Below are 24,599 nucleotides of genomic sequence, written 5' to 3' on the forward strand. Positions count from 1 at the left end.
TGTGTGCCCCGGGCAACAGGGTCGGTGGTCGGCGTTCCTTCTCGATGCTCGAGGGAAGCGCAGAGCGCGTGACCTGGTCAATCATGCGGGCCGCGGTGGCCCGAAACCAGCGGGGTGAGACGTGTCCTACAAAAGCTTGGCGATGATTGCCGTCGCCGTCGTGCTGGCGGCGACGGGGGCGAGTGTCCTTGCGCGGGATGCCGAGCCTGCGGCGGGGGCGGCCACCCGGGTGCTCGAACTCGATGCGCTGACCGGGGTCGAGACCCTGCTCGGGCGCATCGCCGAGCGCCGCGTGGTCTATGTCGGCGAGCACCACGACCGCTATGCCGACCATCTCGATCAGCTGGCGGTGATCCGCGGCCTGCACGCCCGCGGCAAGCCGCTGGCGATCGGTCTGGAGTGCTTCCAGCAGCCCTTCCAGATCCATCTCGACGCCTATGTCGCCGGCGCCATCGACGAGGCGCAGATGCTGCGCCGCACCGAGTACTTCGAGCGCTGGCGCTTCGACTACCGGCTCTATCGTCCGATCCTGCGCTTCGCGCGCGAGCACGAGATCCCGCTGATCGCGCTCAATCTCGACCAGGCCCTCACCCGCCGTGTCGGCGAGGTCGGCATCGACGGGCTCGACCCTCGTCAGCGCGCCGCCCTGCCCGCCGCGCTCGCCCGGCCCGACGCGGCCTATCGCGAGCGGCTGCGCGAGATCTTCGCCCAGCACCCCTTCGGCGACGAGCGCGATCTCGATCACTTCATCGAGGTCCAGCTGCTGTGGGACGAGGGCATGGCCGCGCGCGCCGCCGACTATCTCGCCGCCAACCCCGAACGCACCCTGGTGGTGCTCGCCGGGGCCGGGCACCTCGAGTACGGTATCGGTATCCCCGACCGGGTCGAGCGCCGGCTCGGGCTGCCGGGTGCGGTGTTGCTCAACGGCGAGGGGCGACCGGTCGAGCCGCCGGCGGCCGATTTCTATCTCTATCCCGCCCCGGCCGAGCTGCCCCCGGCCGGGCTGCTGGGGGTGCAGCTCGGCGAGGGCGAGGAAGGGGCCGGCACCCGCGTGGTCGGCTTCGCCGCCGACAGTGGCGCGCAGGCCGCCGGGGTGGCGGTGGGCGATCGTATCCTCGCCCTTGCCGGGCGAGCGGTCGCCGACTATGCCGATATCCGTCTGGCGCTGCTCGATCGTGTCCCCGGCGAGCGGGTCGCGGTCACGGTGCTGCGCGGCGCCGAGGAGCGGCGCGATCTTGAGGTGGAGTTGCGCTGATGTCGATCTCGCACCGCCCCGAGCTGCTCTCCCCGGCCGGCAGCCCCAGCCATCTCGACTATGCCTTCGCCTATGGCGCCGATGCCGTCTATGCCGGGCTGCCCCGGTACAGCCTGCGGGTGCGCAAGGGCGGCTTCGACGCCGCCTCGCTCGCCACCGGCATCGCCGCGGCCCATGATCTCGGCAAGCGCTTCTATCTCGCCGTCAACCTGATGCCGCACGGGGCCAAGCTGCGCACCTTCGTCGACGACATCGGCGCGCTGGTCGCGCTCGGCCCCGATGCGCTGATCATGGCCGACCCCGGGCTGATCATGCTGGTGCGCGAGCGCTGGCCCGAGCTGCCGATCCACCTCTCGGTGCAGGCCAACACGGTCAACGCCGCGGCGGTGCGCTTCTGGGCGATGCAGGGGGTCGAGCGGGTGATCCTCTCGCGCGAGCTCTCGCTCGACGAGATCGCGGCGATCCGCGAGGCCTGTCCCGACACCGAGCTGGAGGTCTTCGTCCACGGCGCGCTCTGTATCGCCTATTCCGGGCGCTGTCTGCTCTCGGGGTACTTCAACCACCGCGACGCCAACCAGGGGGTGTGTACCAACGCCTGTCGCTGGCGCTACCGCTTGGGCGAGGTGGCTGGCGGCGAGCCCGGGTTCGTGCTGGAGGAGGGCGAGCGCCCGGGCGAGTACATGCCGGTGTTCGAGGACGAGCAGGGCACCTACATCATGAACTCGCGCGACCTGCGCGCCGTCGAGCACGTCGCCCGGCTGATCGAGATCGGCATCGACTGTCTCAAGATCGAGGGTCGCACCAAGTCCGACTACTATGTCGCGCGCACCGCCCAGGTCTATCGCCAGGCGATCGACGACGCGCTCGCCGGGCGCGCCTTCCGTGCCGACCTGCTCGAGGCGCTCGAGGGACTGGCCAACCGGGGCTATACCGAGGGTTTCTATCGCCGTCACGGCGCCGATCCGGCGCTGCAGAACTACGACTGCGGTGCCTCGCGCAACCAGCGCCAGTTGTTCGTCGGCGAGGTGCTGGGGGCACGCGAGGGCTGGGCCGAGGTGGCGGTGCGCAACCGCTTTGCGCGCGGCGATCAACTGGAGCTGATGAGCCCGGGCGGCAACTACGCCTTCCGTCTCGAGGCGCTCAGCGATCGCGAGGGCGCGCCGCTCGAGGTCGCGCCGGGGGCGGGCTGGACGGTGCGGGTGCGCCTGCCCGAGGGCGTCGAGCCCGGCGCGCGGGCGCTGCTCACCCGCGCGGTCTGAGCGCGGCGGCTCAGCGCACCCAGTCGATGAGGTGCATCAGCGGGTTCTCCCCGGTCTCCGGGCTGAGCACGCGTCCGCGTACGCTCTCCCCGGCCTCGGCCACCGACTCCGGGTCGCCGCTCACCAGCGGGTGCCAGCGCGGCAGGGGGCGGCCCTCGGCGAGCAGCCGGTAGGCGCAGGTCTCGGGCAGCCAGCGCGGGTCGGCCAGGTGCTCGGGGGTGAGGGTGATGCAGTCGGGCATGCGCCGGGCGCGGTTGGGGTAGTCGCGGCAGCGGCAGGTGTCGAGATCGAGCAGGGCGCAGGCGATGCGGGAGTAAACGATGCGGCCCGTGTCCTCGTCCTCGAACTTCTCCAGACAGCACTTGCCGCAGCCGTCGCAGAGCGCGTCCCATTGCCCGGTGTCCATCAGCTCGAGCGGGGTGGTCTCCCAGAAGGGGGCGGCGGTCTGGTTCATGCGGGGTCCTCGGTCGCCCGATCGGGCGCGAAAAGCGCTTCATCTTGCCGTAAAGCGGCTAGAGTCGCCAGCCGCCAGCCGCCAGCCGCCAGCCGCCAGCCGCCAGCCGCCAGCCGCCAGCCGCCAGCCGCCAGCCGCCAGCCAATGGGCCGTCTTCCATGCTGGTAGCTGGCGCCTGAAAGCTGAAGACCGACGCCTGGGCTATAATCGCCGGTCCGGTCGCTGGGCCGGTGGTCGGGTCGAGGAGGAGGGGAACATGGCGAAGGCGCTGATCCAGGCCCCGTTCGGGCCGATCGCCGTCGACTGGCGCGGGGGCGCGCTGGCCGGGGTCGATCTCGTGCCGCAGGGCGAGCGCGATGGCGCGGTCTTGCCCGATTGGGTGCGCGCCGAGTTCGTCGCCTATCTCGAGGATCCGGGGCATCGGATCGACCTGCCGCTGCAGCCCGCGGGCACGGCCTTCCAGCAGCGCGTCTGGAGCGCGCTGCGGGCGATCCCGCCGGGGCGCCCCTGTACCTACGGCGAGCTGGCCGCGAGACTCGGCAGCGCGGCGCGCGCCATCGGTCAGGCCTGTCGCGCCAACCCCTGCCCGCTGGTGGTGCCCTGTCACCGGGTGGTGGGCCGGCGCGGGGCGGGTGGTTTCGGTGGTGCGCGCGCCGGTGCGCCGCTGGCCGTCAAGCGCTGGTTGCTGCGCCACGAAGGCTGGGAGGAGGACTGATGGCCGAGGACGGGATCCTGATCGAGCGTTTCGTCGAGTCGCTGTGGCTCGAGCGCGGCGCGAGCCGCAACACCCAGAGCGCCTATCGCTCCGATCTGCGCGCCTTCGCCGCCTGGCTTGCCGCCGAACGCAAGCGGGGTCTGGCGGCGGCCGGACGTCAGGACCTGCTCGATTATCTGGCGCTGCTCGCCGAGCAGGGCCGCAAGCCGCGCTCGAGCGCGCGCCTGGTCTCCTCGCTGCGGCAGTTCTATCGTTATCTGCTGCGCCGCGAGGTGATCGCTGACGACCCGAGCGCGCGCATCGAGACCCCGCGCCTGGGCCGCCCGCTGCCCAAGAGCCTGAGCGAGGCCGAGGTCGAGTATCTGCTGCGCGCGCCCGATACCACCGACCCGCGCGGTCATCGCGACCGCACCATGCTCGAGGTGCTCTATGCCAGCGGGCTGCGGGTGACCGAGCTGGTCACCCTGATGCCCGCCCAGATCAGCCTCACCCAGGGGCTGGTGCGGGTGCAGGGCAAGGGCGGGCGCGAGCGTCTGGTGCCGCTCGGCGACGAGGCCACGCACTGGGTGCGCGAGTACGTCAAGGGGCCGCGCCTGGAGCTGCTCGGCGGGCGTTGCAGCGACTATCTGTTCCCCACCAGTCGCAGCGAGCACATGAGCCGTCAGGCCTTCTGGATGCTGATCAAGCGCTATGCCATCGAGGCCGGGGTGCTCAAGCCGCTCTCGCCCCACACCCTGCGTCACGCCTTCGCCACCCATCTGCTCAATCACGGTGCCGATCTGCGCGTGGTGCAGATGCTGCTCGGACACAGCGACCTTTCAACCACCCAGATCTATACCCACGTTGCCCGAGAGCGGCTCAAGCGGATGCATGCCGTGCATCATCCGCGCGGCTGAGCCGGTCGGGCCATATCCCTGTTCGAGGTTCTTCATGCCATCGTTTGACATCGTTTCCGAGTTCGATCTACAAGAGGTGCGCAACGCGGTCGATCAGGCCAATCGCGAGATCGGTACCCGCTTCGACTTCAAGGGCGTCACCGCCAGCTTCGAGCTCGCCGAGGACAAGATCCAGCTCGCCGCCGAGCAGGAGTTCCAGCTCCAGCAGATGCTCGACATCCTGCGCCAGAAGCTGGTCAAGCGTAAGATCGATCTCGCCGCGCTGGAGCCGGGCGAGGCGGTGCAGACGCTCAATGCCGCGCGCCAGGAGATCGTCCTCAAGCAGGGCGTCGACAGCGACACCGCCAAGCGCATGGTCAAGGCGATCAAGACGAGCAAGCTCAAGGTGCAGGCCCAGATCCAGGGCGAGCAGGTGCGGGTCACCGGCAAGAAGCGCGACGACCTGCAGGCGGTGATCACGCTGCTGCGCGAGTCCGACTGGGGGCTGCCGCTGCAATTCGAAAACTTCAGAGACTAGGAAGCCCCATGCTGAGAATCAGATCCCTCGCGCTGGCCGCCACCCTCGGCTGCCTCGCCACCGCCGTGCAGGCCGGTCCCGAGCAGCAGATTCGCGCCGCGCTCGAGGCGGTGTCCCCGGACATCGCCATCAGCGATATCCGTCCGGCCCCGGTCGATGGCCTCTACGAGGTGCTCGTCGGCAGTGAGCTGATGTACATGACCGCCGACGGTCGTTATTTCATCGATGGACGCATCGTCGATCTCAAGACCCGCACCGATCTCACCGAGCCGCGTCTGGCCGAGGCCCGCAAGGGGCTGATCGAGTCGATCGGTGAGGAGTCGATGGTGAGCTTCGGTCCCGCCGACGCCGCGCACACGGTCACGGTGTTCACCGACATCGAATGTGGCTACTGTCGCAAGCTGCACAGCCAGATCGACGACTATGTCGCCAACGGTATCCGCGTGCGCTATCTGTTCTTCCCCCGCGCCGGCGAGGGCAGCGAGGCCTATCGCGAGGCCGTCTCGGTGTGGTGCGCCGGTGATGCCGAGGCGCGTCGCGAGGCGATGACCGAGGCCAAGCAGGGCAAGTCGATCGAGATGCGCAAGTGCGACAACCCGGTGGCCGAGCACATGGCATTGGGGCGTGAGCTGGGCCTGCGCGGTACCCCGGCGATCATCACCGAGGACGGCACCCTGATCCCGGGCTATGTCGACCCCAAGCGCCTCGCGGTCGAACTCGACCAGATGGCAGGCTCCTGAGCGCGGCGACGGCGAGTGGCCCCGTGATGTGGTCGCATCAGCTCGAGTACGCCTGGCAGACCGACTGCGGTCGGGTGCGCGCGCACAATGAGGACGCCGTCGGCGTCCATCCCGCGCTCGGCCTGATCGTGGTCGCCGACGGGGTCGGCGGCGCAAGCGCCGGCGAGGTGGCCAGCCGCACCGCGGTCGAGACCATCGCCGAGCGCTTCCGTCGTCACCCCTCGCCACGCCACGACGCCGAGCGTACCCGGCTGTTCGTCGAGGCGGCGATCGAGGAGGCCAATATCGCCATCTGGCGCCATGCCAACACCAACCCGGGGTGCGCCGGGATGGGGACCACGGTGGTGCTCGGCGTGCTCGGTCCCGGCTGGATGGTGGCTGCGCATGTCGGCGACTCGCGTCTCTACCGGTTGCGCGACGGCGTACTCGAACAGCTCTCGCGCGATCACAGCCTGCTCCAGGAGGTCCTCGACCAGGGACTCTACGACTCGCGCGAGGAGGCGATGGCGAGCGGCATCGGCGAGAACATCCTCACCCGTGCGCTGGGTTCGCTGCCGAGCCCCGGGGTGAGTTCGTCGATCTGCACCCTGGCACCCGGGGATCTCTATCTGTTCTGCAGCGACGGGCTGAGCGGCATGCTCGGTGAGGCGCAGCTGCGCGAGGCGCTGCGCGCGGCCGACCCCGCCTCCCTGGGACGGACTGCCGAGGACCTGATCACCGCGGCCAACGCCGCGGGCGGCAAGGACAACATCACCCTGGCGTTGCTCGGTGTCGGCCCCCGGCTGGTGCCGGAGACCGATCCGCTCGGCTGAGTGGCGTGCCGGCTCAGTCGGTCGTCAGCAGCGCCCGCAGTCGGTAGAGCGCGTCGAGCGCCTCGCGCGGGCTGAGTGCGTCGGGGTCGAGTGCCTCGAGCGCCTCGTGCAGCGGGTCCGGTGCCGGCGGTTCGGGCGTGGGTGCGGCCGCCGGCTCGGCGGCGAACAGCGACAGCTGCACCGCCTCGCGCTCGGCGTGGGCGCGGGCATTCTGCTCCAGCTCCTGCAGCCGCGCGCGGGCACGCGCGATCACCGGCTGCGGCACCCCGGCGAGCGCAGCCACCGCCAGCCCGTAGCTCTGGTTCGCCGGTCCCTCGCGCAGCGCGTGCATGAACACCACGGTGTCGCCGTGCTCGACCGCGTCGAGATGGACGTTGGCGATCCCCGGATACTCCTCGGGCAGCGTGGTCAGCTCGAAGTAATGGGTGGCGAACAGGGTGTAGGCGCCGATCCCGGTGGCCAGCTCGACCCCGCACGACCAGGCCAGCGACAGCCCGTCGAAGGTGCTGGTGCCGCGACCGATCTCGTCCATCAGCACCAGGCTCTCGGCGGTGGCGTTGTGGAGGATGTTGGCCGTCTCCTCCATCTCCACCATGAAGGTCGAGCGCCCGCCGGCGAGGTCGTCGGAGGCGCCGATGCGCGAGAACACCCGATCAACCGGGCCGAGCCGCGCGCTGCGCGCCGGCACGAAGCTGCCGGCATAGGCCAGCAGCACGATCAGCGCGCACTGACGCATGTAGGTCGACTTGCCGCCCATGTTGGGGCCGGTGATCACCAGCATCCGCCGCTCGCCGTCGAGCCTGAGCGAGTTGGCGACGAAGGGCTGGTCGATGACCTGCTCGACCACCGGGTGACGGCCGTCGACGATCTCGATCCCGGGGGTGTCGTCGAGCGTCGGTCGCGCCCAGCCGAGGCGCTCGGCGCGCTCGGCGAGGTTGGTGAGCACATCCAGGGTGGCGATCCCGGTGGCGCTCGTCTGCAGCGGCGCGAGCCGTTCGGCCAGGGTCGTGAGCAGCGCCTCGTAGAGCGCCTTCTCGCGGGCCAGGGCGCGCTCGCGGCTGCTCAGGATCTCGTCCTCGAAACCCTTCAGCTCCGGGGTGATGTAGCGCTCTGCGGCCTTCAACGTCTGGCGGCGCACGTACTCGACCGGCACCGCGTCGCCGTGGCTGCGCCCGACCTCGATGTAATAGCCGTGCACCCGGTTGTAGCCGACCTTGAGGGTGGCGATGCCGGTGCGCGCGCGCTCGCGCTGCTCCAGTTCGACGAGGAAGCGGTCGGCGTTCTCCGAGAGCCCGCGCAGCCGGTCGAGTTCGGCGTCATAGCCCGCGGCGATCACCCCGCCATCGCGGATCAGTAGCGGCGGCTGGGGGATGACGGCGCGGGCGAGCAGGTCCTGGGTCTCGGGGTGGGTGGCGATCCTGTCGGCCAGCTCGGCGAGCAGCGGGTCGTCGATCGCCCCGAGGTGTTCGCCGAGTGCCGGCAGCAGCGCCAGCGAGTCGCGCAGCACCGCGAGGTCGCGCGGGCGCGCCGAGCCGAGCGCGACCCGGGCGAGGATGCGTTCGAGATCGCCGATGCCGGCGAGCAGCTCGGCGAGGTCGGCGCGCCCCGGGGCCGCGAGCAGCGCGGCGACCGCGCCGTGACGGCGGGCGACGGCGTGACGGTCGCGCAGCGGGCGGTTGATCCAGCGGCGCAGCAGCCGGCTGCCCATCGCCGTGGCGGTGTGATCGATCACCCCGGCGAGGGTGTGCTGGTGCTCGCCGCTGAGGCTCTCGGTCAGCTCCAGGTTGCGCCGGGTGGCGGCGTCGATGATCAGCGCCTCGTCGCGCTGCTCGGTGCTCAGCCCGCGGATGTGGGGCAGGGCGGCGAACTGGGTGTCGCGCACGTACTGCAACAGACAGCCGGCGGCGCCGATCGCCAGCGTCATGCCGGCACAGCCGAAGCCGCCGAGGTCGCGGGTGCCGAACTGCTCGCAGAGCATGCGCGCGCCGTTGTCGGCCTCGAAGTGCCAGGCCGGGCGACGGGTGAGGCCGCGCTCGAGGCGCAGCGCCTCGGGCAGGGAGGAGGACTCGTCGACCAGCACCTCGGCGGGGCGCAGGCGTTCGAGCTCGCTGGCGAGCGCCTCGCGTCCGCTGACCTCAAGCACCGAGAAGCGCCCGCTGGAGAGTTCGAGCTGGGCCAGTCCGTAGCCCGCGCGCGCCGACTCGGCGATCGCCACCAGCAGGTTCTCGCGACGGTCCTCGAGCAGCGCCTCGTCGGTGAGGGTACCGGGGGTGACCACGCGGGTGACCTTGCGCTCCACCGGCCCCTTGCTCTTGGCCGGGTCGCCGATCTGCTCGCAGATCGCCACCGACACGCCCTGGCGCACCAGTCGCGCGAGATAGCCCTCGGCGGCGTGATAGGGCACCCCGGCCATGGGGATCGGACGCCCGGCCGACTGGCCGCGCTTGGTCAGGGTGATGTCCAGCAGCCGGGCGGCGCGCTCGGCGTCCTCGAAGAAGAGTTCGTAGAAGTCGCCCATGCGATAGAACAGCAACAGGTCCGGATACTCCGCCTTGAGTCCGAGGTACTGCCGCATCGCCGGGGTGTGCTGAGAAAGATCCTGGGACATCCGCTCTCGTGTGTCGTGGCCGGGTGGAAAAGGCCAGCTAGTCTAGAGGCTTTGGCGCGGGTGTGCAGCGGGGGAACCTGAACCGCAAAGAGGCCAAGGACGCGAAGGCGGTTGTTTTCGGGGCGACTTCTCAGCGGCAGGTCATCAGTCCGCAGTAGGAACATGTGGCTCGACCGCTTCCCCAAGAGGTTTTTATCCGTCGGGTTGTGGTCGGGTGTGAGCCACTGGCGTCAGGCGGGAGACGCCGTCCCTGCTGGTGAGTGCTGAGGTTCGCGGGGGATGCGGACGAGTTTCGAGCCCCTTTGACGACTCAGTAGGTAAAAACTTTGTGTCCTTCGCGCCTTTGCGGTTCAACAGATCGGGTGTCCTCGCTGAGTGGACGATTGGGTGTCCGTGCGGCGGCGCTTCCCGGTAGAATGCCGGCCATGAAAAAGAATGACCTGAAACTCCCCAAGACCTACAAGACGCTGCTGATGCTGGCCCTGGTGTTCGGGCCGTTCTTCTGGCTGACCTTCACCGATGACGGCAAGCGTCGCACCGACCTGGCGTTGATGTACGTGCTCGGCAAGAGCGAGTTCAACGCCGCGCTCGAGTCCTTCGACAGCGATCTGACCGAGGCGCGGTTGCGCGAGACCTTCGCGGACCTCGAACTGCAGTGCGCCGATGGCCCCAACCCCTATGGCGACCGGCTGTGCGGCGCCGCGATCGGCAGCTTCAACCAGATGCCGGCCTCGGCGGTGACCTTCTTCTTCCGCGACGGCCAGCTGCGTGCGACCAAGCTGGTCTATCGCCGCGCCTATCACCAGCGGATCGGCGACTGGATCGCCGGGCGGGTCGCGACGCGTGGCGATGCGCTGCACCGCGAGAGCGAGGTGCGCGACAGCGGCGGGGTGCGCCAGCTGGCGGTGGCCGACGGCGCGATCTTCCTGCGTGACGGCGAACTCGGCAAGGACGAGGAACCCGCGCTGCTGTGGCTGTCCCAGGCGGCACTCGCCGGGCGTTGAGCCGCGATCAGCGATCGGCCGACAGGGTTGAACCGCAAAGCCGCGAGGCACGCACACTGAATGATGTGTGATGTCGGCGTGAGGCCACAGGCGGCACGGGTCCGCACCCACTGGCGGCTGATCGCTGGCGGCTGATCCCCCTTTGCGCCCTTCGCGCCTTCGCTGTTCAATCCCCTGGTAGCTGGTAGCTGGTAGCTGGTAGCTGGTAGCTGGTAGCTGGTAGCTGGTAGCTGGTAGCTGGTAGCTGGCACGCCACGTCTGCGGACCCGAAGACCGTTCGCTTGCTTTGCGCCCTTCGCGCCTTCGCGGTTCAATCCATGCTGGCGGCTGGCGGCTGGCGGCTGGCGGCTGGCGGCTGGCGGCTGGCGGCTGGCGGCTGGCGGCTGGCGGCTTCCTCGGCTACAGTCGGCGTTTGTTTCGGCGTGACCGCGTTGGCCGCGCCCGCTCCGTGTCACCCCACAGGTATCCCTCATGCTGAAAGAATGGTCCGACGTCTATTCCATCGGTATCCCCGAGATCGATGAGCAGCATCGCTGCTTCTTCTCCGCCTCGCACCGGCTCTATAGCGAGATCCTCGATCGCAAGGGCAAGGAGGCGGTCGAGGGTGCCGTGTCCTTCATGCGCGAGTACGCCGAGCGCCACTTCTCCACCGAGGAGGCGTTCATGAACGAGCACGGCTATCCGGATATCAAGGATCACCTGCAACAGCATGCTGCCTTCTTTCGCCGCCTCGATATCCTCGAACAGGAGCTGCAGATGTTCGGTCCCACCCAGGACCTGGCCGAGCGCGCGCTCGACATCACCCAGGACTGGCTGATCGACCATATCGCCGACGAGGACATGCTCTACTCCCTCCATATCAAGAGCGGCAACGCGGCCTGAGTCCGTTCAGCCGAGCACCTGCTCCCACAGCAGCCGCGCCGAGATCGCGATCGAGACCACCACCAGGATCGGGCGCACCAGCGCGGCGCCGTGACGCAGCACCAGATGAGCGCCGATCCAGGCGCCGACCAGCTGTCCGCCGGCCATCACCAGCGCGATCTCCCAGAGCACGTGGCCGCCGCTGACGAACAGGAGCAGCGCGGCGAGGTTGCTGGTGAAGTTGAGCAGCTTGGTATGCGCCGTCGCACGGCGCAGGTTGTAGCCGAGCAGGGACACATAGGCGATGGCGAAGAAGGTGCCGGTGCCAGGCCCGAAGACGCCGTCGTAGAAACCGACCCCGAGACCGATGGTGAGCGCGAAGGCGCCGTGGCCGATGCGCTGGTGCGAGTCGATGTCGCTGACCCGGGGCGAGAACCAGAAATAGAGCGCGAAGCCGATCAACAACAGCGGGATGGCGTGCTCGAGCGCGGCGGCGTCGATGTGTTGCACCAGCACCGCTCCGGCTGCGGCGCCGAGGAAGGTGAGGAGCACCGCAGGTAGCGTCTCGCGCAGCGCGATGGCGCCGCGGCGGATGAAGTGGATGGTTGCGGTGGCGCTGCCGAAGACCGCCTGGGCCTTGTTGGTCGCCAGGGTCTCGACCGGGCCGAGTCCGGCCCAGAGCAGCGCCGGGATGGTGATCAGTCCGCCGCCGCCGGCGACGGCGTCGACGAAACCGGCGGCGAGCGCCACCGGCAGCAGCCAGAGTGCGGTATCGAGCATGGCGTGAGGCGTGGGGCAAACGCTTCATTATCGCCGCTCGGCGCTCGAGCGTCAGCCGCCAGCGACCAGAACGTGTGAACCGCCAAGGGCCAAGAGCGCGAAGATGAGGAAGGGCTTCCAGCCGCCAGCCTCCGGTGAGGGGGCAGGGTTGTCTCGTCGCGTCGCGGTTGACCGCATACCGACACTGGAGGCTGTTTGCTGAAGGCTGGTCGCTTTCTTCGTGTCCTTTGGGTCTTTGCGGTTCAATCCCCTGGCGGCTGGCGGCTGGCGGCTGGCGGCTGGCGGCTGGCGGCTGGCGGCTGGCGGCTGGCGGCTGGCGGCTGGCGGCTGGCGGCGCCGCTTGCGAGCGCGCGGCCGGCGCCGCTAGAGTAGTCGGCTATCCAGATCCGCCGGCCCGGTCGTTGGCGGGCCGCCTCGCGCGGGCCGTCGGTCCGCCGCTCATTCGGTCGCAATCCGTCAGACTTCCATCATGCTCGCACTCGATGTCCAGCAACTCACCAAGACCTACAAGGGTGGCTTCCAGGCGCTCAAGGGGATCGACCTGACGGTCGAGGAGGGTGACTTCTTCGCGCTGCTCGGCCCCAACGGGGCCGGCAAGTCGACCTTCATCGGTATCCTCTCGTCGCTGGTCAACAAGAGCAGCGGTCGGGTCAGCGTCTTCGGTCACGATCTCGATCGCGACCCCGAGCGGGTGAAGTCGTGCATCGGCCTGGTGCCGCAGGAGTTCAACTTCAACCTCTTCCTGCCGGTGTTCGAGGTGGTGCTCAACCAGGCCGGTTATTACGGCATCCCGCGGCGCGAGGCCAAGGTGCGCGCCGAGCGCTATCTGCGCCAGCTCGATCTCTGGGATCGGCGCGACACCGAGATGCGCCGACTCTCCGGTGGGCTCAAGCGCCGGCTGATGATCGCCCGCGCACTGGTGCACCAGCCGCGGCTGCTGATCCTCGACGAGCCGACCGCCGGGGTCGACATCGAGATCCGTCGCTCGATGTGGTCCTTCCTGCGCGAGCTCAACGCCGAGGGCACCACCATCATCCTCACCACCCACTATCTGGAGGAGGCCGAGAGCCTCTGCCGCAACATCGCCATCATCCAGCACGGCGAGCTGGTCGAGCGCTCGACCATGGGCGCGCTGCTCGGCAAGTTGCACACCGAGACCTTCGTGCTCAACCTCAAGGGACAGGTCAGCGAGCTGCCCGAACTCGGCGGCTTCGTCCTCCAGCATCTCGACGACTGCACCCTGGAGGTGGAGATGAACCGTGATCACACCATCAATGGGCTGTTCGAGGCGCTCTCGCGCAACGGCATCGAGGTGATCAGTCTGCGCAACAAGCAGAACCGGCTCGAACGACTGTTCCTCGACATGGTCGAGCGTCGTCCCGCCGACGAGGGGGTCTGAGTATCATGGCCGAGACCTATCGCTACTGGATCACCTTCCAGACCATCCTCACCAAGGAGATCCTGCGCTTCTCGCGGATCTGGGTGCAGACCATCCTGCCCTCGGTGATCACCACCACCCTGTATTTCGTGATCTTCGGTCGGCTGATCGGTGAGCGCATCGGCGAGATGGACGGGGTCGCCTATCTGGAGTTCATCGTCCCCGGTCTGGCACTGATGAGCGTGATCACCAACGCCTATTCCAACGTCGTCTCGTCCTTCTACAGCAGCAAGTTCTCGCGCTATATCGAGGAGTTGCTGGTCTCGCCGGCGCCCAACTGGGTGATCCTCGCCGGCTATGTCGCCGGCGGCGCGGCGCGCGGTATGGTGGTGGGCGTGGCGGTGATGGTGGTGGCGATGCTGTTCACCGACATCGAGGTGCACAGTTATGGCGTCACCCTGCTGGTGTTCCTGATGACCGCGGTGCTGTTCGCGCTCGGCGGCTTCATCAACGCGGTCTATGCCAACAGCTTCGACGACATCTCGATCATCCCCACCTTCGTGCTCACCCCGTTGACCTATCTCGGCGGGGTCTTCTACTCGATCGAGCTGCTGCCGGAGTTCTGGCAGGGGGTGTCGATGGCCAATCCGGTGCTCTACATGGTCAACGCCTTCCGCTACGGCCTACTCGGCATCAGCGACATCCCGCTCGGCGTCGCCTTTGCGATGATCGCCGCCTTCATCGTCGCGCTCGCCGCCTACAGCCTGCACCTGCTGCGCCGCGGCATCGGGATCAAGAACTGAGCCGTCGGGGGCGGCTCGGCTTGCAGCGGCCAGAAGGTTGAACCGCCAAGGGCGCGAAGGGCGCAAAGAAAGCGACCAGCCTTCAGCAAGCAGCCTCCAGTATCGGTTTGCGGTCAACTGCGGCGGTACGAGGCAATCCAGCTTCCTCACCTGGAGGCTGGCAGCTGGAAGCCCTTCTTCTCTTCGCGTCCTTCGCGCCTTGGCGGTTCAATCTTCTGGCCGCTGGCCGCTGGCCGCTGGCCGCTCGCAGTTGTGCGCCGCCGCCGCAAATGGGACCATAAGCAACTGATTACAGCGAGACTCAGGACAGCCCGTGCCCGCGACGCCCCGATCCCAGCAGCCGAATCCCGTCCAGTCGATGCGCCGCGCCGTGGCGCGGCGGTGGGGCTGATCCCATGGCCACGACCCGCAAGACCCGTCGCCGTCCGCCGCGCAAACGTGGCGGCAAGATCCTCGGCTTCCTGATCCGGGTGGGGCTGTTGCTCGCGCTCGCCATCGGGCTCGGCACCACCCTCTACGGCATCCATCTCGACCGGGTGGTGCGCGCCAAGTTCGAGGGACAGCGGTGGGCGCTGCCGGCGCGCGTCTATGCCCGTCCGCTGGAGCTCTATGCCGGGCGCCAGCTTGCCGTCGACGAACTCGAACAGGAGTTGCAACGGCTCAACTATCGCCGGCTCGCCAACCCCGACAGCCCCGGTAGCTATCACCGTGAGGGCGAGCAGATCGTGCTGCGAACCCGTCCCTTCCGCTTCTGGGATGGGCGCGAGTCGAGCCGTGGCCTGCGGGTGCGCTTCGACGGCCACCGGGTGAGCGTGCTGGAGGCCGTCGACGGCGGTCCCGATCCGGCGCTGGTGCGGCTCGACGCGATGCTGATCGCGAGCATCTATCCGACCCACAACGAGGACCGCATCCTGGTGCGGCGCAAGGATCTGCCCGAGCTGCTGGTGCACACCCTCTATGCGGTCGAGGATCGCAGCTTCGAGCGCCACCTCGGGGTCGACCCGCGCGGCATCGCTCGCGCCGCCTACAGCAACCTGATGGCCGGCGGCGTGGTCGAGGGGGCCAGTACCCTGACCCAGCAGCTGGTGAAGAACTTCTATCTCTCCGCCGAACGCACCCTCGAGCGCAAGCTCAAGGAGGCGTTCATGGCGGTGCTGCTCGAGCGCCGTTATACCAAGGGCGAGATCCTCGAGGCCTACGCCAACGAGATCTATCTCGGTCAGGACGGCAGCCGCGCGATCCACGGCTTCGGGCTGGCCAGTCGCTTCTATTTCAACAAGTCGCTGGCCGATCTCGATGTCGCCGAGACCGCGTTGCTGGTCGGCATGGTGCAGGCGCCCTCGAGCCTCGATCCGCGACGTCGCCCCGAGGCGGCGCTCAAGCGGCGTAATCTGGTGCTCGACGTCATGGTGCGCGACGGTGTGGTCGATGCCGCCACCGCCGCCGCGGCCAAGGACGCGCCGCTCGGGGTGGTCGACGGTGGCGGGCGTCCGGCCGGCGAGTATCCGGCCTTCATCACCCTGGTGCGGCGCCAGCTGCAGCGCGACTATCGCGACGAGGACCTGCGCTCCGAGGGGCTCAACATCTTCACCACGCTCGATCCGCTGGTACAGACCACGGTCGAGCGCTCGGTGCCGGAGCGTCTGGGGGCGATCGAGTCGGCGCGCGGCAAGCGCAAGGGCTCACTGGAGGCCGCGGCGGTGGTCACCTCGGTCGCCCAGGGCGAGGTGCTGGCACTGGTCGGCGGACGCGATTCGGCCTATGCCGGATTCAATCGTGCGCTCGACTCGGTGCGCTCGATCGGCTCGCTGGTCAAGCCGGTGGTCTATCTCACTGCGCTCACCCACCCCGAGCGCTACAGCCTCTCGACCATCATCGAGGACAAGGCGGTGAGCATCCCCGACGGCACCGGGTCGCGCTGGGAGCCGAGCAACTACAGCCATCGCGTTTATGGCAAGCTGCCGCTCTACGAGGGGCTGGTGCGCTCGCTCAACCTCGCCACCGTCAACCTCGGCATGGACCTGGGCGTCGACGAGGTGGTCGACAATCTCTACCGGCTCGGTGCCCAGCGGCGCATCTCGGCGGTGCCGGCGATGCTGCTCGGTGCGGTCAACCTCTCGCCGCTGGAGGTGGCCCAGGTCTACCAGTCGATCGCCGCCGGCGGCTATCGCTCGCCGTTGCGTGCGATCCGCGAGGTGGTCGACGCCGAGGGGCGTCCGCTCAACCGCTATCCGCTGGCCGTCGAGTCGGTGGTCGATCCCCGCGCGGCCTATCTCACCACCTGGGCGATGGAGCGGGTGGTCGAGCGCGGCACTGCCGCCTGGCTGGGACGTCAGCTGCCTGATGGCATGAGCATGGCCGGCAAGACCGGTACCACCAACGGACTGCGCGACAGCTGGTTTGCCGGCTTCTCGGGCGACAAGGTCGCCGTGGTCTGGGTCGGGCGCGACGACTTCAAGCCGATGGGGCTGACCGGCAGCAGCGGCGCGCTGCGGGTCTGGGGCGACTTCATGCTCAAGCTCGAGAACGAGCCGCTGGCGCCGCTGCGCCCGGAGGGCGTGGTGACGGCGCAGGTTTGCGATGGCGCCGAGATGCCTTATGTCGCCGACTATGTCCCGAGCGCCGACAGTTGCGGTGGCGACGAGTCGGCCGAGGAGCAGGAGGGCGAGGCCGTGGCCGAGGGGGCGGCGCAGGATGAAGAGCCTGCGCCGCCCGAGCGTTCACGCCCCGCCAGGGAACAGAACCTCTTCATGAGCGATTTCTACAACTGACGATGCGAGCCTTCATCATCCTGATCGCTGTCCTGGCGCTGAGTGCCTGCGCCGGCCAACCCCGTCAAGGGGACCCCGCACCCGTGGTCCGGGTGACCCCGCGCCCCGAGCAGGCGCCGACCCCGGAGTCGGCCGAATCCGCCGCCGAGGATCCGGCGGTCGCGGAGCCGCAGACCGAGGTCTATGCCTATCGCGACCCGGCGCAGCTCCCGGCGCCCGAGGTGGTTGCCGAGCCAGGCCCGACCGGCTCCACTGTGCCGGCGCTGGTCTCCGAGGCGCCGACCCAATCTCCGACGCCGACGCCGACGCCGGCGCCGGTCGAACAGCGCCCGAGCGCCCCGAGCGTGCGCTCGAACGCGCCAGCGGCCATCACCCCGCCGCCGCCGGAGACGCCTCGTACCGCGGCGGTGACCACGCCTCAGCAGGCTCCGGCGCAACCCGCGCCTGCGCCGGCCTCCTCGGTGAGCGCGCCCGATCTGCCGGCTGCCGCCGAGGCCCTGGCGCGACAGGCCGAGCGCCAGCGTCAGTCGGGCGACTATGCCGGCGCCGCCGCCTCGCTCGAGCGCTCGCTGCGCATCGCGCCCAAGCAGGCCTATCTGTGGAACCGGCTGGCGCGGGTGCGGCTCGAGCAGGGCCAGACCGGGCAGGCGGGCAATCTCGCCTCGCGCTCCAACAACCTCGCGGGCGAGGACGCGGCGGTACGTCGTGACAACTGGCTGATCATCGCCGATGTGCGTCGGCGCGCCGGTGACGCCGCCGGTGCGAGCGAGGCCGAACGTCGCGCCAGCGGCGGTTGAGCGCGACGGGCACGGCGACGGCCAGGGTGGACCGCATGGAGCTTGCGCGGGTCTTCGGCGACGACGGGCCGTTGAGCGCCCGCGTGCCGGGGTTCCGGACGCGTCAGCCGCAGCGCGAGATGGCCGAGCGGGTCGGCGCCGTGATCGACGGCGGCGGGGTGCTGGTGTGCGAGGCCGGCACCGGCACCGGCAAGACCTTCGCCTATCTGGTCCCGGCGATCCTCTCCGGGCGCAAGGTGCTGATCTCCACCGGTACCCGCAACCTCCAGGACCAGCTCTTCCATCGCGATCTGCCGTTGATCCGCGACGCCCTCGGCCTGCCGTTGCGCGCCGCGCTGCTCAAGGGGCGGGCGAACTATCTCTGCGTCCACCGCCTGGGTCTCGCGCTCGACGAGCCGGGGCGTCACGATCGGGTGCTGCGCGCGCATCTCGAGCGGGTGCGCGACTGGTCGGCCAATACCCGCAGCGGTGACATCGCCGAGTTGCCGCTCCCGGACGAGAGCGCGGTGTGGCCGCTGGTGACCTCGACCACCGACAACTGTCTCGGCCAGGAGTGTCCGCAGTGGCAGTCCTGCCACCTGCTCGCCGCCCGGCGCGAGGCCCAGGCCGCCGACCTGGTGGTGGTCAATCATCATCTGTTCTGCGCCGACCTGGCACTCAAGGACGAGGGCTTCGGCGACATCCTGCCCGGCGCGGACTGCTTCATCCTCGACGAGGCCCACCAGCTGCCTGATACCGCCTCGACCTTCTTCGGCATGGCGTTGAGCAGCCGTCAGCTGCACGACCTGCTGCGCGACACCGAGCTGGAGTACCAGCGCGAGGCGGGCGACGTGCCCGAGCTGCTCGAGCACTGCGCCCGGGTGCGCCGGGTGCTGCAGGACCTGCGTCTGGCGCTCGGCAGCGGCGAGCGACGCGGCCCCTGGGAGTCGCTCAAGGAGGAGCCTGCGGTGATACGCGCGCTCGATGCCCTGGCGCGTCGTCTGACCGCGCTCGGCGAGGGGCTCGGTGCGCTCGGCGGGCGGGGCAAGGGGCTCGATGCCTGTGCCGAGCGCGCCACCGAGCTGCTGGCGCGGCTGCAGACGCTGCTCGGCGAGCCCGACGAACGGGTGGTACGCTGGTTCGAGACCCAGGGGCGTGGTTTCCGTCTGCACCAGACCCCGCTCGAGGTCTCCGGGGTGTTCCGTGCCCAGATGGCGCGACCCGGCACCGCCTGGGTGCTGACCTCGGCGACCCTGGCCGTGGGCGATGACTTCGGTCATTTCATCCGCCGGCTCGGGCTCGACGAGGCCGAGACCGCGCGCTGGGAGAGCCCCTTCGACTACTCCAGCCAGGCGCTCTGGTTCGTCCCCCGCGGTCTGTCCAAGCCCTCGGAACCGGACTACAACCAGCAGGTGCTGGCGCTCGCCCGCGAGGTGATCGGCTACAGTCGGGGGCGGGCCTTTCTGCTGTTCACCAGCCATCGGGCGTTGCGCGAGGTCGCCGCCGGGCTGGTCGGCCAGATCGACTATCCGCTGCTGGTGCAGGGACAGGCGCCGCGCGGCGAGCTGCTCGAACGCTTTCGCGAGCTGGGCAACGCGGTGCTGCTCGGCACCTCGAGCTTCTGGGAGGGGGTCGACGTGCGTGGCGAGGCGCTCTCCTGCGTGCTCATCGATCGTCTGCCCTTCGCCTCGCCCGGCGACCCGGTGCTCGCCGCGCGCATCGAGGCGTTGCGCCAGCGCGGCGGCAACCCGTTCCGCGACTACCAGTTGCCGCAGGCGGTGATCGCGCTCAAGCAGGGGGCGGGACGGCTGATCCGCGGCAGCGAGGACCGTGGCGTGCTGGTGGTCTGTGACCCGCGACTGCTCTCGCGCTCCTATGGCTACGCCTTTCTCGACAGCCTGCCGCGCACCGCGCGCACCCGCGACATCGCCGATGTGCGCGACTTCTTCGCCACCGCCGACTGAGGTCCGGGGCCCCGGTCGATATCGACAATCGAGGAGGATGGATGGCTCGTCTGCTGGTCCTGATCGCGCTGCTGGTCCTGCTGTGGTGGGGGTGGCGCTGGTTCGTCCGTACCCCGGCGCCGGAGGTCGCGCGCGCCCTGCGTGGCTGGGTGGTGTGGGGTCTGGTCGGCCTGCTGGTGCTGGCGGCAGCCACCGGACGGCTCAATCCGCTGTTCGCCGCCCTGGGCGCGGCGATCCCGGTGGTGCTGCGGATCGCCAATCTGGCGCAGCTGTTGCCGCTGCTGCAGCGCTTTCTGGGGCGCGGGCGCGCCGGTCAGGGGCCGCGATTGCGCAGTCGTTATCTCGAACTCGAGCTTGATGCGGGTGGTGGCGCGCTCGACGGCCAGGTGCTCGACGGCCCCTTCGCCGGGCGGCGACTGAGCGCGCTCGATCGCGAGGCGCTGGCACGGATGCTCGAGTTCTATCGCGAGTCCGACGCGGAATCGGCGCGGTTGCTCGAGACCTATCTCTCCCGGGCGCGCGGTTGGAGCGGGGCGAGTGGCGGCAGCGGTGGCGCCGGCTCGGGACGACCGAGCCCGAGCGAGGCGCGCGCCATCCTCGGCCTCGGCGCGGACGCGGGGCCGGACGAGATCCGCGCCGCCCACCGTCGGCTGATGCAACGTCTGCATCCCGACCGCGGCGGCTCCGACTACCTGGCCGCGCGCATCAACGCCGCCAAGCAGGTGCTGCTGGAGGAGTAGCGGCCAGTTGCCGGAAGATTGAACCGCCAAGGCACCAAGGGCGCAAAGGGGTGTTCAAGCTGTTACCGACCGGTCGCCGGTGGTCGCCTGCCCTCAAGCGCTGGGCCAAGGACGTGCGCACCGGTTGATGACGGCAAACCGTGCTGTTGTCGAGGGCGCACACCCACTGGCGACTGGAGGCTGATCGCTGGAGGCTCTGCTCTTCTTTGCGCCCTTCGCGCCTTGGCGGTTCAATCCCCTGGTCGCTGGTCGCTGGTCGCTGGTCGCTGGTCGCTGGTCGCTGGTCGCTGGTCGCTGGTCGCTGGTCGCTGGTCGCTGGTCGCTGGTCGCTGTCGGCTGGAGGCTGGAGGCTGGAGGCTGGAGCTCCAATCTTTCGTTTCCAAAGCCTCCTGATTTTGCGTACAATGATCGATTCCCCGAATCCTCGGGGATACTCCTTGCCTCACCGTCTCGGCGCCGAGTCTGCGCGGCGGGAGGCTGTCCAATCCGTAAGGAGCCAAGATGCGACACTACGAAGTGGTTTTCCTGGTGCACCCGAGCCAGAGCGAGCAGGTGCCCGGCATGGTCGAGCGTTACAAGACCAATCTCGAGAAGCGCGGCGGTCAGATCCACCGCCTCGAGGACTGGGGCCGTCGTCCGCTGGCCTACCCGATCAACAAGGTGCACAAGGCACACTATGTGCTGATGAACGTCGAGTGCGATCAGGAAGCGATCGACGAGCTCGAGAGCGCCTTCCGTTTCAATGACGCAGTGCTGCGCAACATGATCATCCGTCGTGACAGCGCCGTCACCGAGCCCTCCCCCCTGGCCAAGACCGAGGGCGAGGACGAGGGCGCTTCGAGCAAGCGCGACGACTGATCACTAGGCACTGGAGAACATCATGTCCCGATTCTTTCGACGCAAGCGTTACTGCCGGTTCACCGCTGAAGGCATCACCGAGATCGACTACAAGGATCTCAACCTGCTGAAGGCCTATGTCAGCGAGTCCGGCAAGGTCGTGCCCAGCCGCATCACCGGTACCTCGGCCAAGTACCAGCGCCAGCTCGCCCAGGCGGTCAAGCGCGCGCGCTACCTGGCCCTGCTGCCCTACACCGACGGTCATTGATCCGGCGCGTCGTGCCGCCCTCGGTTGAGACCGGTGGCGGCACGGCTGCAGGTCTGATGCGATGAAGTCACTGGCGAGTTTCATCATGCGCGGGCCTTCGCAGGCGGCGCTGGTGGCTGCCACCTCGGCCCTGCTGTCGGTGATGATCCCGGTGTTCGGGGTCGTCGCCGCAGCGGCAGTGGGCCTGGTGACCCTGCGCAACGGCGCGCGCGGCGGTGCCCTGGTGGCGCTGTTCGCGACCCTCGGGGCGGGACTCTTCTACGGTCTCGTGTTCGGGGCCCCGCTGCTGGTGCTCGGGGTGTTGCTGCTGTTCTGGGTGCCGATCTGGGGGCTGGCGCTGGTGTTGCGCTACAGCCGATCGCTGGCGCTCACGGTCGAGTCCGCGAGCCTGCTGGTGATGCTCGGTCTGGTGCTGGTCTACGCCATCGTTGGCGACCCCGCCGTCTTCTGGGCGCGGTTGCTCGAGTTGATGCGCGAGGCGGCGCTGGCCGCTCAGCCCGATGGCGCGGCGGCCAACGCCGCGCTGTTCGGCGAGCTGGCGCGGTGGATGACCGGGGCCTTCGCCATGGCGCTGACCTTCCAGGTCGTGCTCGCCCTGTTCCTCGCCCGCTGGTGGCAGGCGCAGCTCTACAACCCGGGCGGCTTCGGCGAGGGCTTCAGGGCCTATCGCCTGCACCGCGCCTTCGCGCTGTTGGCGCTGTTGCTGATCGCCGGCTGGGCGCTGGTGCGAGGCCCGGGGTTGCTCGCCGATCTCGCGCTGGTCGCCGGGGTGGGCCTGTTGCTCCAGGGGCTGGCGGTGGTCCACCAGCTGCGAGTCCAACGTGGCTCGGGGACGGGCTGGCTGGTGCTGCTCTATGTGCTGCTGGTGCTGTTGCCGCAGATGGCGGTGGCGATCGCCGCCCTCGGCCTGCTCGATGTCTGGGTGGACATCCGCGCCCGGGCAGCGCGCCTGCCCTCGCGGCGACGCTGAGGCTTGAATCGCATGCAGACGACGAACGATTTAAGAGGAAATATCACGTGGAACTCATTCTGCTGAAGAACGTTGGTGGTCTTGGCTCGCTCGGAGACAAGGTCAATGTGCGTCCGGGCTACGGTCGTAACTACCTGGTGCCGCGCGGCTTCGCCGTGGTCGCCACCGCCGAGAACCTGGAGGCCTTCGAGGCGCGTCGCGCCGAGCTCGAGCAGCTCGCCGCCGAGCAGCTGGCCGCGGCCGAGGCGCGCAAGGCCGAGCTCGAGGAGATGCGCGTGACCGTCGCTCGCAAGGCCGGTGACGAGGGACGTCTGTTCGGCTCCGTCGGCACCGCCGACATCGCCGAGGCGGTCACCGCCGCCGGTATCGCGCTCGACAAGTCCGAGGTGCGTCTGCCCAACGGCGCCTTCCGCGCCACCGGTGAGTACGAGGTCGCGCTGCACCTGCACGCCGACGTCGATACCACCATCATGGTCGACGTCGTCCCGGAAGACTGAGTCCGCCGCTCGCCCCGCCCTCACCGGGGCCTGTGCGTGGATACAGGGGCGCTCTGCGCCCCTGTGTTGTCTCTGCGCCGCCGTGCTGTCGTTGCTGTCCCGCGCCTGCTTCGGGTGATCTCAGATCGTCGCGGACCATGCTTGCCAACGCCTGGTTCATGACACCACAATCAGGGCGTCCGAGCCCCGCTCGAACGACACGCCAGCGGATCCCGATCAACCTCCCCGAGCGTCGCCGAGCCGGTTATCCTTTCCACCGGGGGCCTCATGTTCGACCCTGATACCGAAGAGCTTGCCGCGCTCGCCACCGAGGGTGGCATGGATCGGGTGCGGGTGCCGCCGCACAATCTCCACGCCGAGCAGTCGTTGCTCGGTGGTCTGATGCTCGACAACACCGCCTGGGACCGGGTCGCCGATGTGGTCTCGGCGCGTGATCTCTATCGTCGCGAGCATCGGTTGATCTTCCAGTCGATCGCCCGACTCGCCGAGTCCGACCAGCCCTTCGACGTCGTCACCCTCGCCGAGACCCTGGAGCGCTCCGAGCAGCTCGAGGCCGCCGGCGGACTGTCCTATCTCGCCACCCTGGTCAACGAGACCCCGAGCGCGGCCAACATCAAGGCCTATGCCCAGATCGTGCGCGACACCTCGGTGCTGCGCCAGATGATCGCCGCCGGCACCGCGATCGCCGACAGCGGTTACGACAGCCAGGGACGTCCGGTCACCGAGCTGCTCGACGACGCCGAGCGTCAGGTGTTCGAGATCGCCGAGCAGCAGTCGCGCGGCGGCGGCGGTTTCCAGCCGATCAAGTCGCTGCTCAACCTCGCCGTCGAGCGCATCGACACCCTCTATCAGAGCGACGAGCCGATCACCGGCCTGGCCACCGGATTCACCGACTTCGACGGCATGACCTCCGGGTTGCAGCCCTCCGATCTGGTGATCGTCGCCGGGCGTCCGTCGATGGGCAAGACCACCTTTGCGATGAACATGGCCGAGCACGTCGCCATCCAGTCGAAGCGGCCGGTGGCGGTGTTCAGCATGGAGATGCCGGGTGATTCGCTGGCGATGCGCATGATGTCCTCGCTCGGGCGTATCGATCAGCACCGCATCCGTACCGGCAAGCTCGAGGACGACGAGTGGCCGCGACTGACCTCGGCGGTCAACATCCTCGCCTCGGCGAAGATGTTCATCGACGACACCCCGGCGCTGTCGCCGACCGAGGTGCGCGCACGGGCGCGCCGGCTCAAGCGCGAACAGGGCGACCTGGCGCTGATCGTGATCGACTATCTGCAGTTGATGCAGGCGCCCGGGGTGGGGGAGAACCGCGCCACCGAGATCTCGGCGATCTCGCGCTCGCTCAAGGCCCTGGCCAAGGAACTCGACGTCCCGGTGATCGCGCTCTCGCAGCTCAACCGCAGCCTCGAACAGCGCCCCAACAAGCGCCCGGTGATGTCCGACCTGCGTGAGTCGGGCGCCATCGAGCAGGACGCCGACCTCATCGTGTTCATCTATCGCGATGAGGTCTATCACGAGGACACCCCCGACAAGGGGATTGCCGAGATCATCATCGGCAAGCAACGTAACGGCCCGATCGGCACCACCCGGCTGACCTTCCTCGGCAAGTACACCAAGTTCGAGAACTATATCGGCAGCTATTACGGCGAGGGCGACGACGGCTGACCCCTGGAGACTGAACG

23 protein-coding genes are annotated in these 24,599 nt (G+C 69.0%); 20 read left to right on the forward strand and 3 right to left on the reverse strand.

Annotated elements, in window-relative coordinates; genetic code table 11:
* Positions 1–121 precede the first annotated feature (121 nt).
* Complete coding sequence (locus EDC29_RS06650; protein ID WP_243695633.1) at positions 122–1,255, forward strand: ChaN family lipoprotein; 1,134 nt, start codon at positions 122–124, stop codon at positions 1,253–1,255.
* A complete protein-coding gene (locus EDC29_RS06655; RefSeq protein ID WP_123139411.1) occupies positions 1,255–2,514 on the forward strand; it encodes a peptidase U32 family protein in 1,260 nt (419 codons plus the stop codon). Before EDC29_RS06650 ends, EDC29_RS06655 begins: the two co-directional genes overlap by 1 nt.
* 10 nt (positions 2,515–2,524) lie before the next feature.
* On the opposite strand, the gene EDC29_RS06660 is transcribed toward EDC29_RS06655, so the two are convergent.
* On the reverse strand, positions 2,525–2,968 hold the full coding sequence (locus tag EDC29_RS06660) for a YcgN family cysteine cluster protein (protein ID WP_123139410.1): 444 nt from the start codon (positions 2,966–2,968) through the stop codon (positions 2,525–2,527).
* Positions 2,969–3,224: 256 nt separating this feature from the next.
* Here EDC29_RS06660 and EDC29_RS06665 point away from each other — a divergent pair, with 256 nt between their 5' ends.
* From EDC29_RS06665 to EDC29_RS06685, 5 genes are read left to right on the forward strand one after another with little or no spacing between them, the layout of a single operon-like run.
* Positions 3,225–3,683: a methylated-DNA--[protein]-cysteine S-methyltransferase gene (locus tag EDC29_RS06665; RefSeq protein WP_123139409.1), complete on the forward strand. Its 459-nt coding sequence runs from the start codon at positions 3,225–3,227 to the stop codon at positions 3,681–3,683.
* Complete coding sequence (xerD, locus tag EDC29_RS06670) at positions 3,683–4,579, forward strand: site-specific tyrosine recombinase XerD (RefSeq protein ID WP_132229081.1); 897 nt, start codon at positions 3,683–3,685, stop codon at positions 4,577–4,579. The genes EDC29_RS06665 and xerD overlap by 1 nt, the downstream gene beginning before the upstream one ends.
* A gap of 34 nt (positions 4,580–4,613) precedes the next feature.
* Complete coding sequence (locus EDC29_RS06675) at positions 4,614–5,096, forward strand: YajQ family cyclic di-GMP-binding protein (protein WP_123139408.1); 483 nt, start codon at positions 4,614–4,616, stop codon at positions 5,094–5,096.
* A gap of 8 nt (positions 5,097–5,104) precedes the next feature.
* The gene (locus tag EDC29_RS06680; protein WP_123139407.1) at positions 5,105–5,836 is read left to right on the forward strand and encodes a DsbC family protein; all 732 of its coding nucleotides are present in this window, start codon (positions 5,105–5,107) and stop codon (positions 5,834–5,836) included.
* Positions 5,837–5,862: 26 nt separating this feature from the next.
* Positions 5,863–6,648 (forward strand): PP2C family protein-serine/threonine phosphatase, encoded by a 786-nt coding sequence (locus tag EDC29_RS06685; protein ID WP_005224017.1) that lies wholly within the window; start codon positions 5,863–5,865, stop codon positions 6,646–6,648.
* 13 nt (positions 6,649–6,661) lie between these two features.
* Here EDC29_RS06685 and mutS read toward each other — a convergent pair whose 3' ends face one another.
* Positions 6,662–9,256: a DNA mismatch repair protein MutS gene (gene mutS, locus EDC29_RS06690; RefSeq protein WP_123139405.1), complete on the reverse strand. Its 2,595-nt coding sequence runs from the start codon at positions 9,254–9,256 to the stop codon at positions 6,662–6,664.
* 425 nt (positions 9,257–9,681) lie between these two features.
* Between mutS and EDC29_RS06695 the strand changes: the two genes are divergently transcribed.
* A complete protein-coding gene (locus EDC29_RS06695; RefSeq protein WP_123139598.1) occupies positions 9,682–10,260 on the forward strand; it encodes a hypothetical protein in 579 nt (192 codons plus the stop codon).
* Positions 10,261–10,731: 471 nt separating this feature from the next.
* Positions 10,732–11,142: a bacteriohemerythrin gene (locus EDC29_RS06705; protein WP_062271649.1), complete on the forward strand. Its 411-nt coding sequence runs from the start codon at positions 10,732–10,734 to the stop codon at positions 11,140–11,142.
* Between the two features lie 6 nt (positions 11,143–11,148).
* Here the strand turns inward: EDC29_RS06705 and EDC29_RS06710 are convergent, their stop codons facing one another.
* Entirely contained in the window at positions 11,149–11,901 is a 753-nt protein-coding gene (locus tag EDC29_RS06710) for a TSUP family transporter (RefSeq protein ID WP_132229083.1), read from the reverse strand.
* 469 nt (positions 11,902–12,370) lie between these two features.
* Between EDC29_RS06710 and EDC29_RS06720 the strand changes: the two genes are divergently transcribed.
* The 11 genes from EDC29_RS06720 to dnaB all read left to right on the forward strand — a co-directional run bounded on the left by EDC29_RS06720 (position 12,371) and on the right by dnaB (position 24,582).
* Positions 12,371–13,300: an ABC transporter ATP-binding protein gene (locus EDC29_RS06720; protein ID WP_123143495.1), complete on the forward strand. Its 930-nt coding sequence runs from the start codon at positions 12,371–12,373 to the stop codon at positions 13,298–13,300.
* A 5-nt stretch (positions 13,301–13,305) separates the two neighbouring features.
* Positions 13,306–14,082 carry an ABC transporter permease gene (locus EDC29_RS06725; protein WP_123139401.1) on the forward strand — a complete coding sequence of 259 codons (777 nt, stop codon included), beginning with the start codon at positions 13,306–13,308 and terminating at the stop codon, positions 14,080–14,082.
* A gap of 395 nt (positions 14,083–14,477) precedes the next feature.
* The gene (gene mrcB / locus EDC29_RS06730) at positions 14,478–16,853 is read left to right on the forward strand and encodes a penicillin-binding protein 1B (protein WP_123143455.1); all 2,376 of its coding nucleotides are present in this window, start codon (positions 14,478–14,480) and stop codon (positions 16,851–16,853) included.
* Positions 16,854–16,855: 2 nt separating this feature from the next.
* The gene (locus tag EDC29_RS06735) at positions 16,856–17,650 is read left to right on the forward strand and encodes a tetratricopeptide repeat protein (protein WP_132229085.1); all 795 of its coding nucleotides are present in this window, start codon (positions 16,856–16,858) and stop codon (positions 17,648–17,650) included.
* Positions 17,651–17,685: 35 nt separating this feature from the next.
* Entirely contained in the window at positions 17,686–19,593 is a 1,908-nt protein-coding gene (gene yoaA / locus EDC29_RS06740) for a DNA repair helicase YoaA (RefSeq protein ID WP_123139398.1), read from the forward strand.
* A 41-nt stretch (positions 19,594–19,634) separates the two neighbouring features.
* On the forward strand, positions 19,635–20,333 hold the full coding sequence (locus EDC29_RS06745) for a J domain-containing protein (protein WP_123139397.1): 699 nt from the start codon (positions 19,635–19,637) through the stop codon (positions 20,331–20,333).
* 501 nt (positions 20,334–20,834) lie between these two features.
* Positions 20,835–21,191, forward strand: coding sequence for a 30S ribosomal protein S6 (gene rpsF / locus EDC29_RS06750; protein ID WP_062271666.1), 357 nt, complete (start codon positions 20,835–20,837; stop codon positions 21,189–21,191).
* A 22-nt stretch (positions 21,192–21,213) separates the two neighbouring features.
* Entirely contained in the window at positions 21,214–21,438 is a 225-nt protein-coding gene (gene rpsR, locus EDC29_RS06755) for a 30S ribosomal protein S18 (RefSeq protein WP_005222396.1), read from the forward strand.
* Between the two features lie 61 nt (positions 21,439–21,499).
* Positions 21,500–22,408 carry a hypothetical protein gene (locus EDC29_RS06760; RefSeq protein WP_123143179.1) on the forward strand — a complete coding sequence of 303 codons (909 nt, stop codon included), beginning with the start codon at positions 21,500–21,502 and terminating at the stop codon, positions 22,406–22,408.
* A 47-nt stretch (positions 22,409–22,455) separates the two neighbouring features.
* Positions 22,456–22,905, forward strand: a complete 450-nt coding sequence (gene rplI / locus EDC29_RS06765) for a 50S ribosomal protein L9 (RefSeq protein ID WP_005222409.1) — start codon at positions 22,456–22,458, stop codon at positions 22,903–22,905.
* Positions 22,906–23,172: 267 nt separating this feature from the next.
* Positions 23,173–24,582 (forward strand): replicative DNA helicase, encoded by a 1,410-nt coding sequence (dnaB, locus tag EDC29_RS06770; RefSeq protein ID WP_123139395.1) that lies wholly within the window; start codon positions 23,173–23,175, stop codon positions 24,580–24,582.
* Positions 24,583–24,599 lie beyond the last annotated feature (17 nt).

It is taken from the genome of Marichromatium gracile, from assembly GCF_004343155.1.
Lineage (GTDB): Bacteria > Pseudomonadota > Gammaproteobacteria > Chromatiales > Chromatiaceae > Marichromatium > Marichromatium gracile.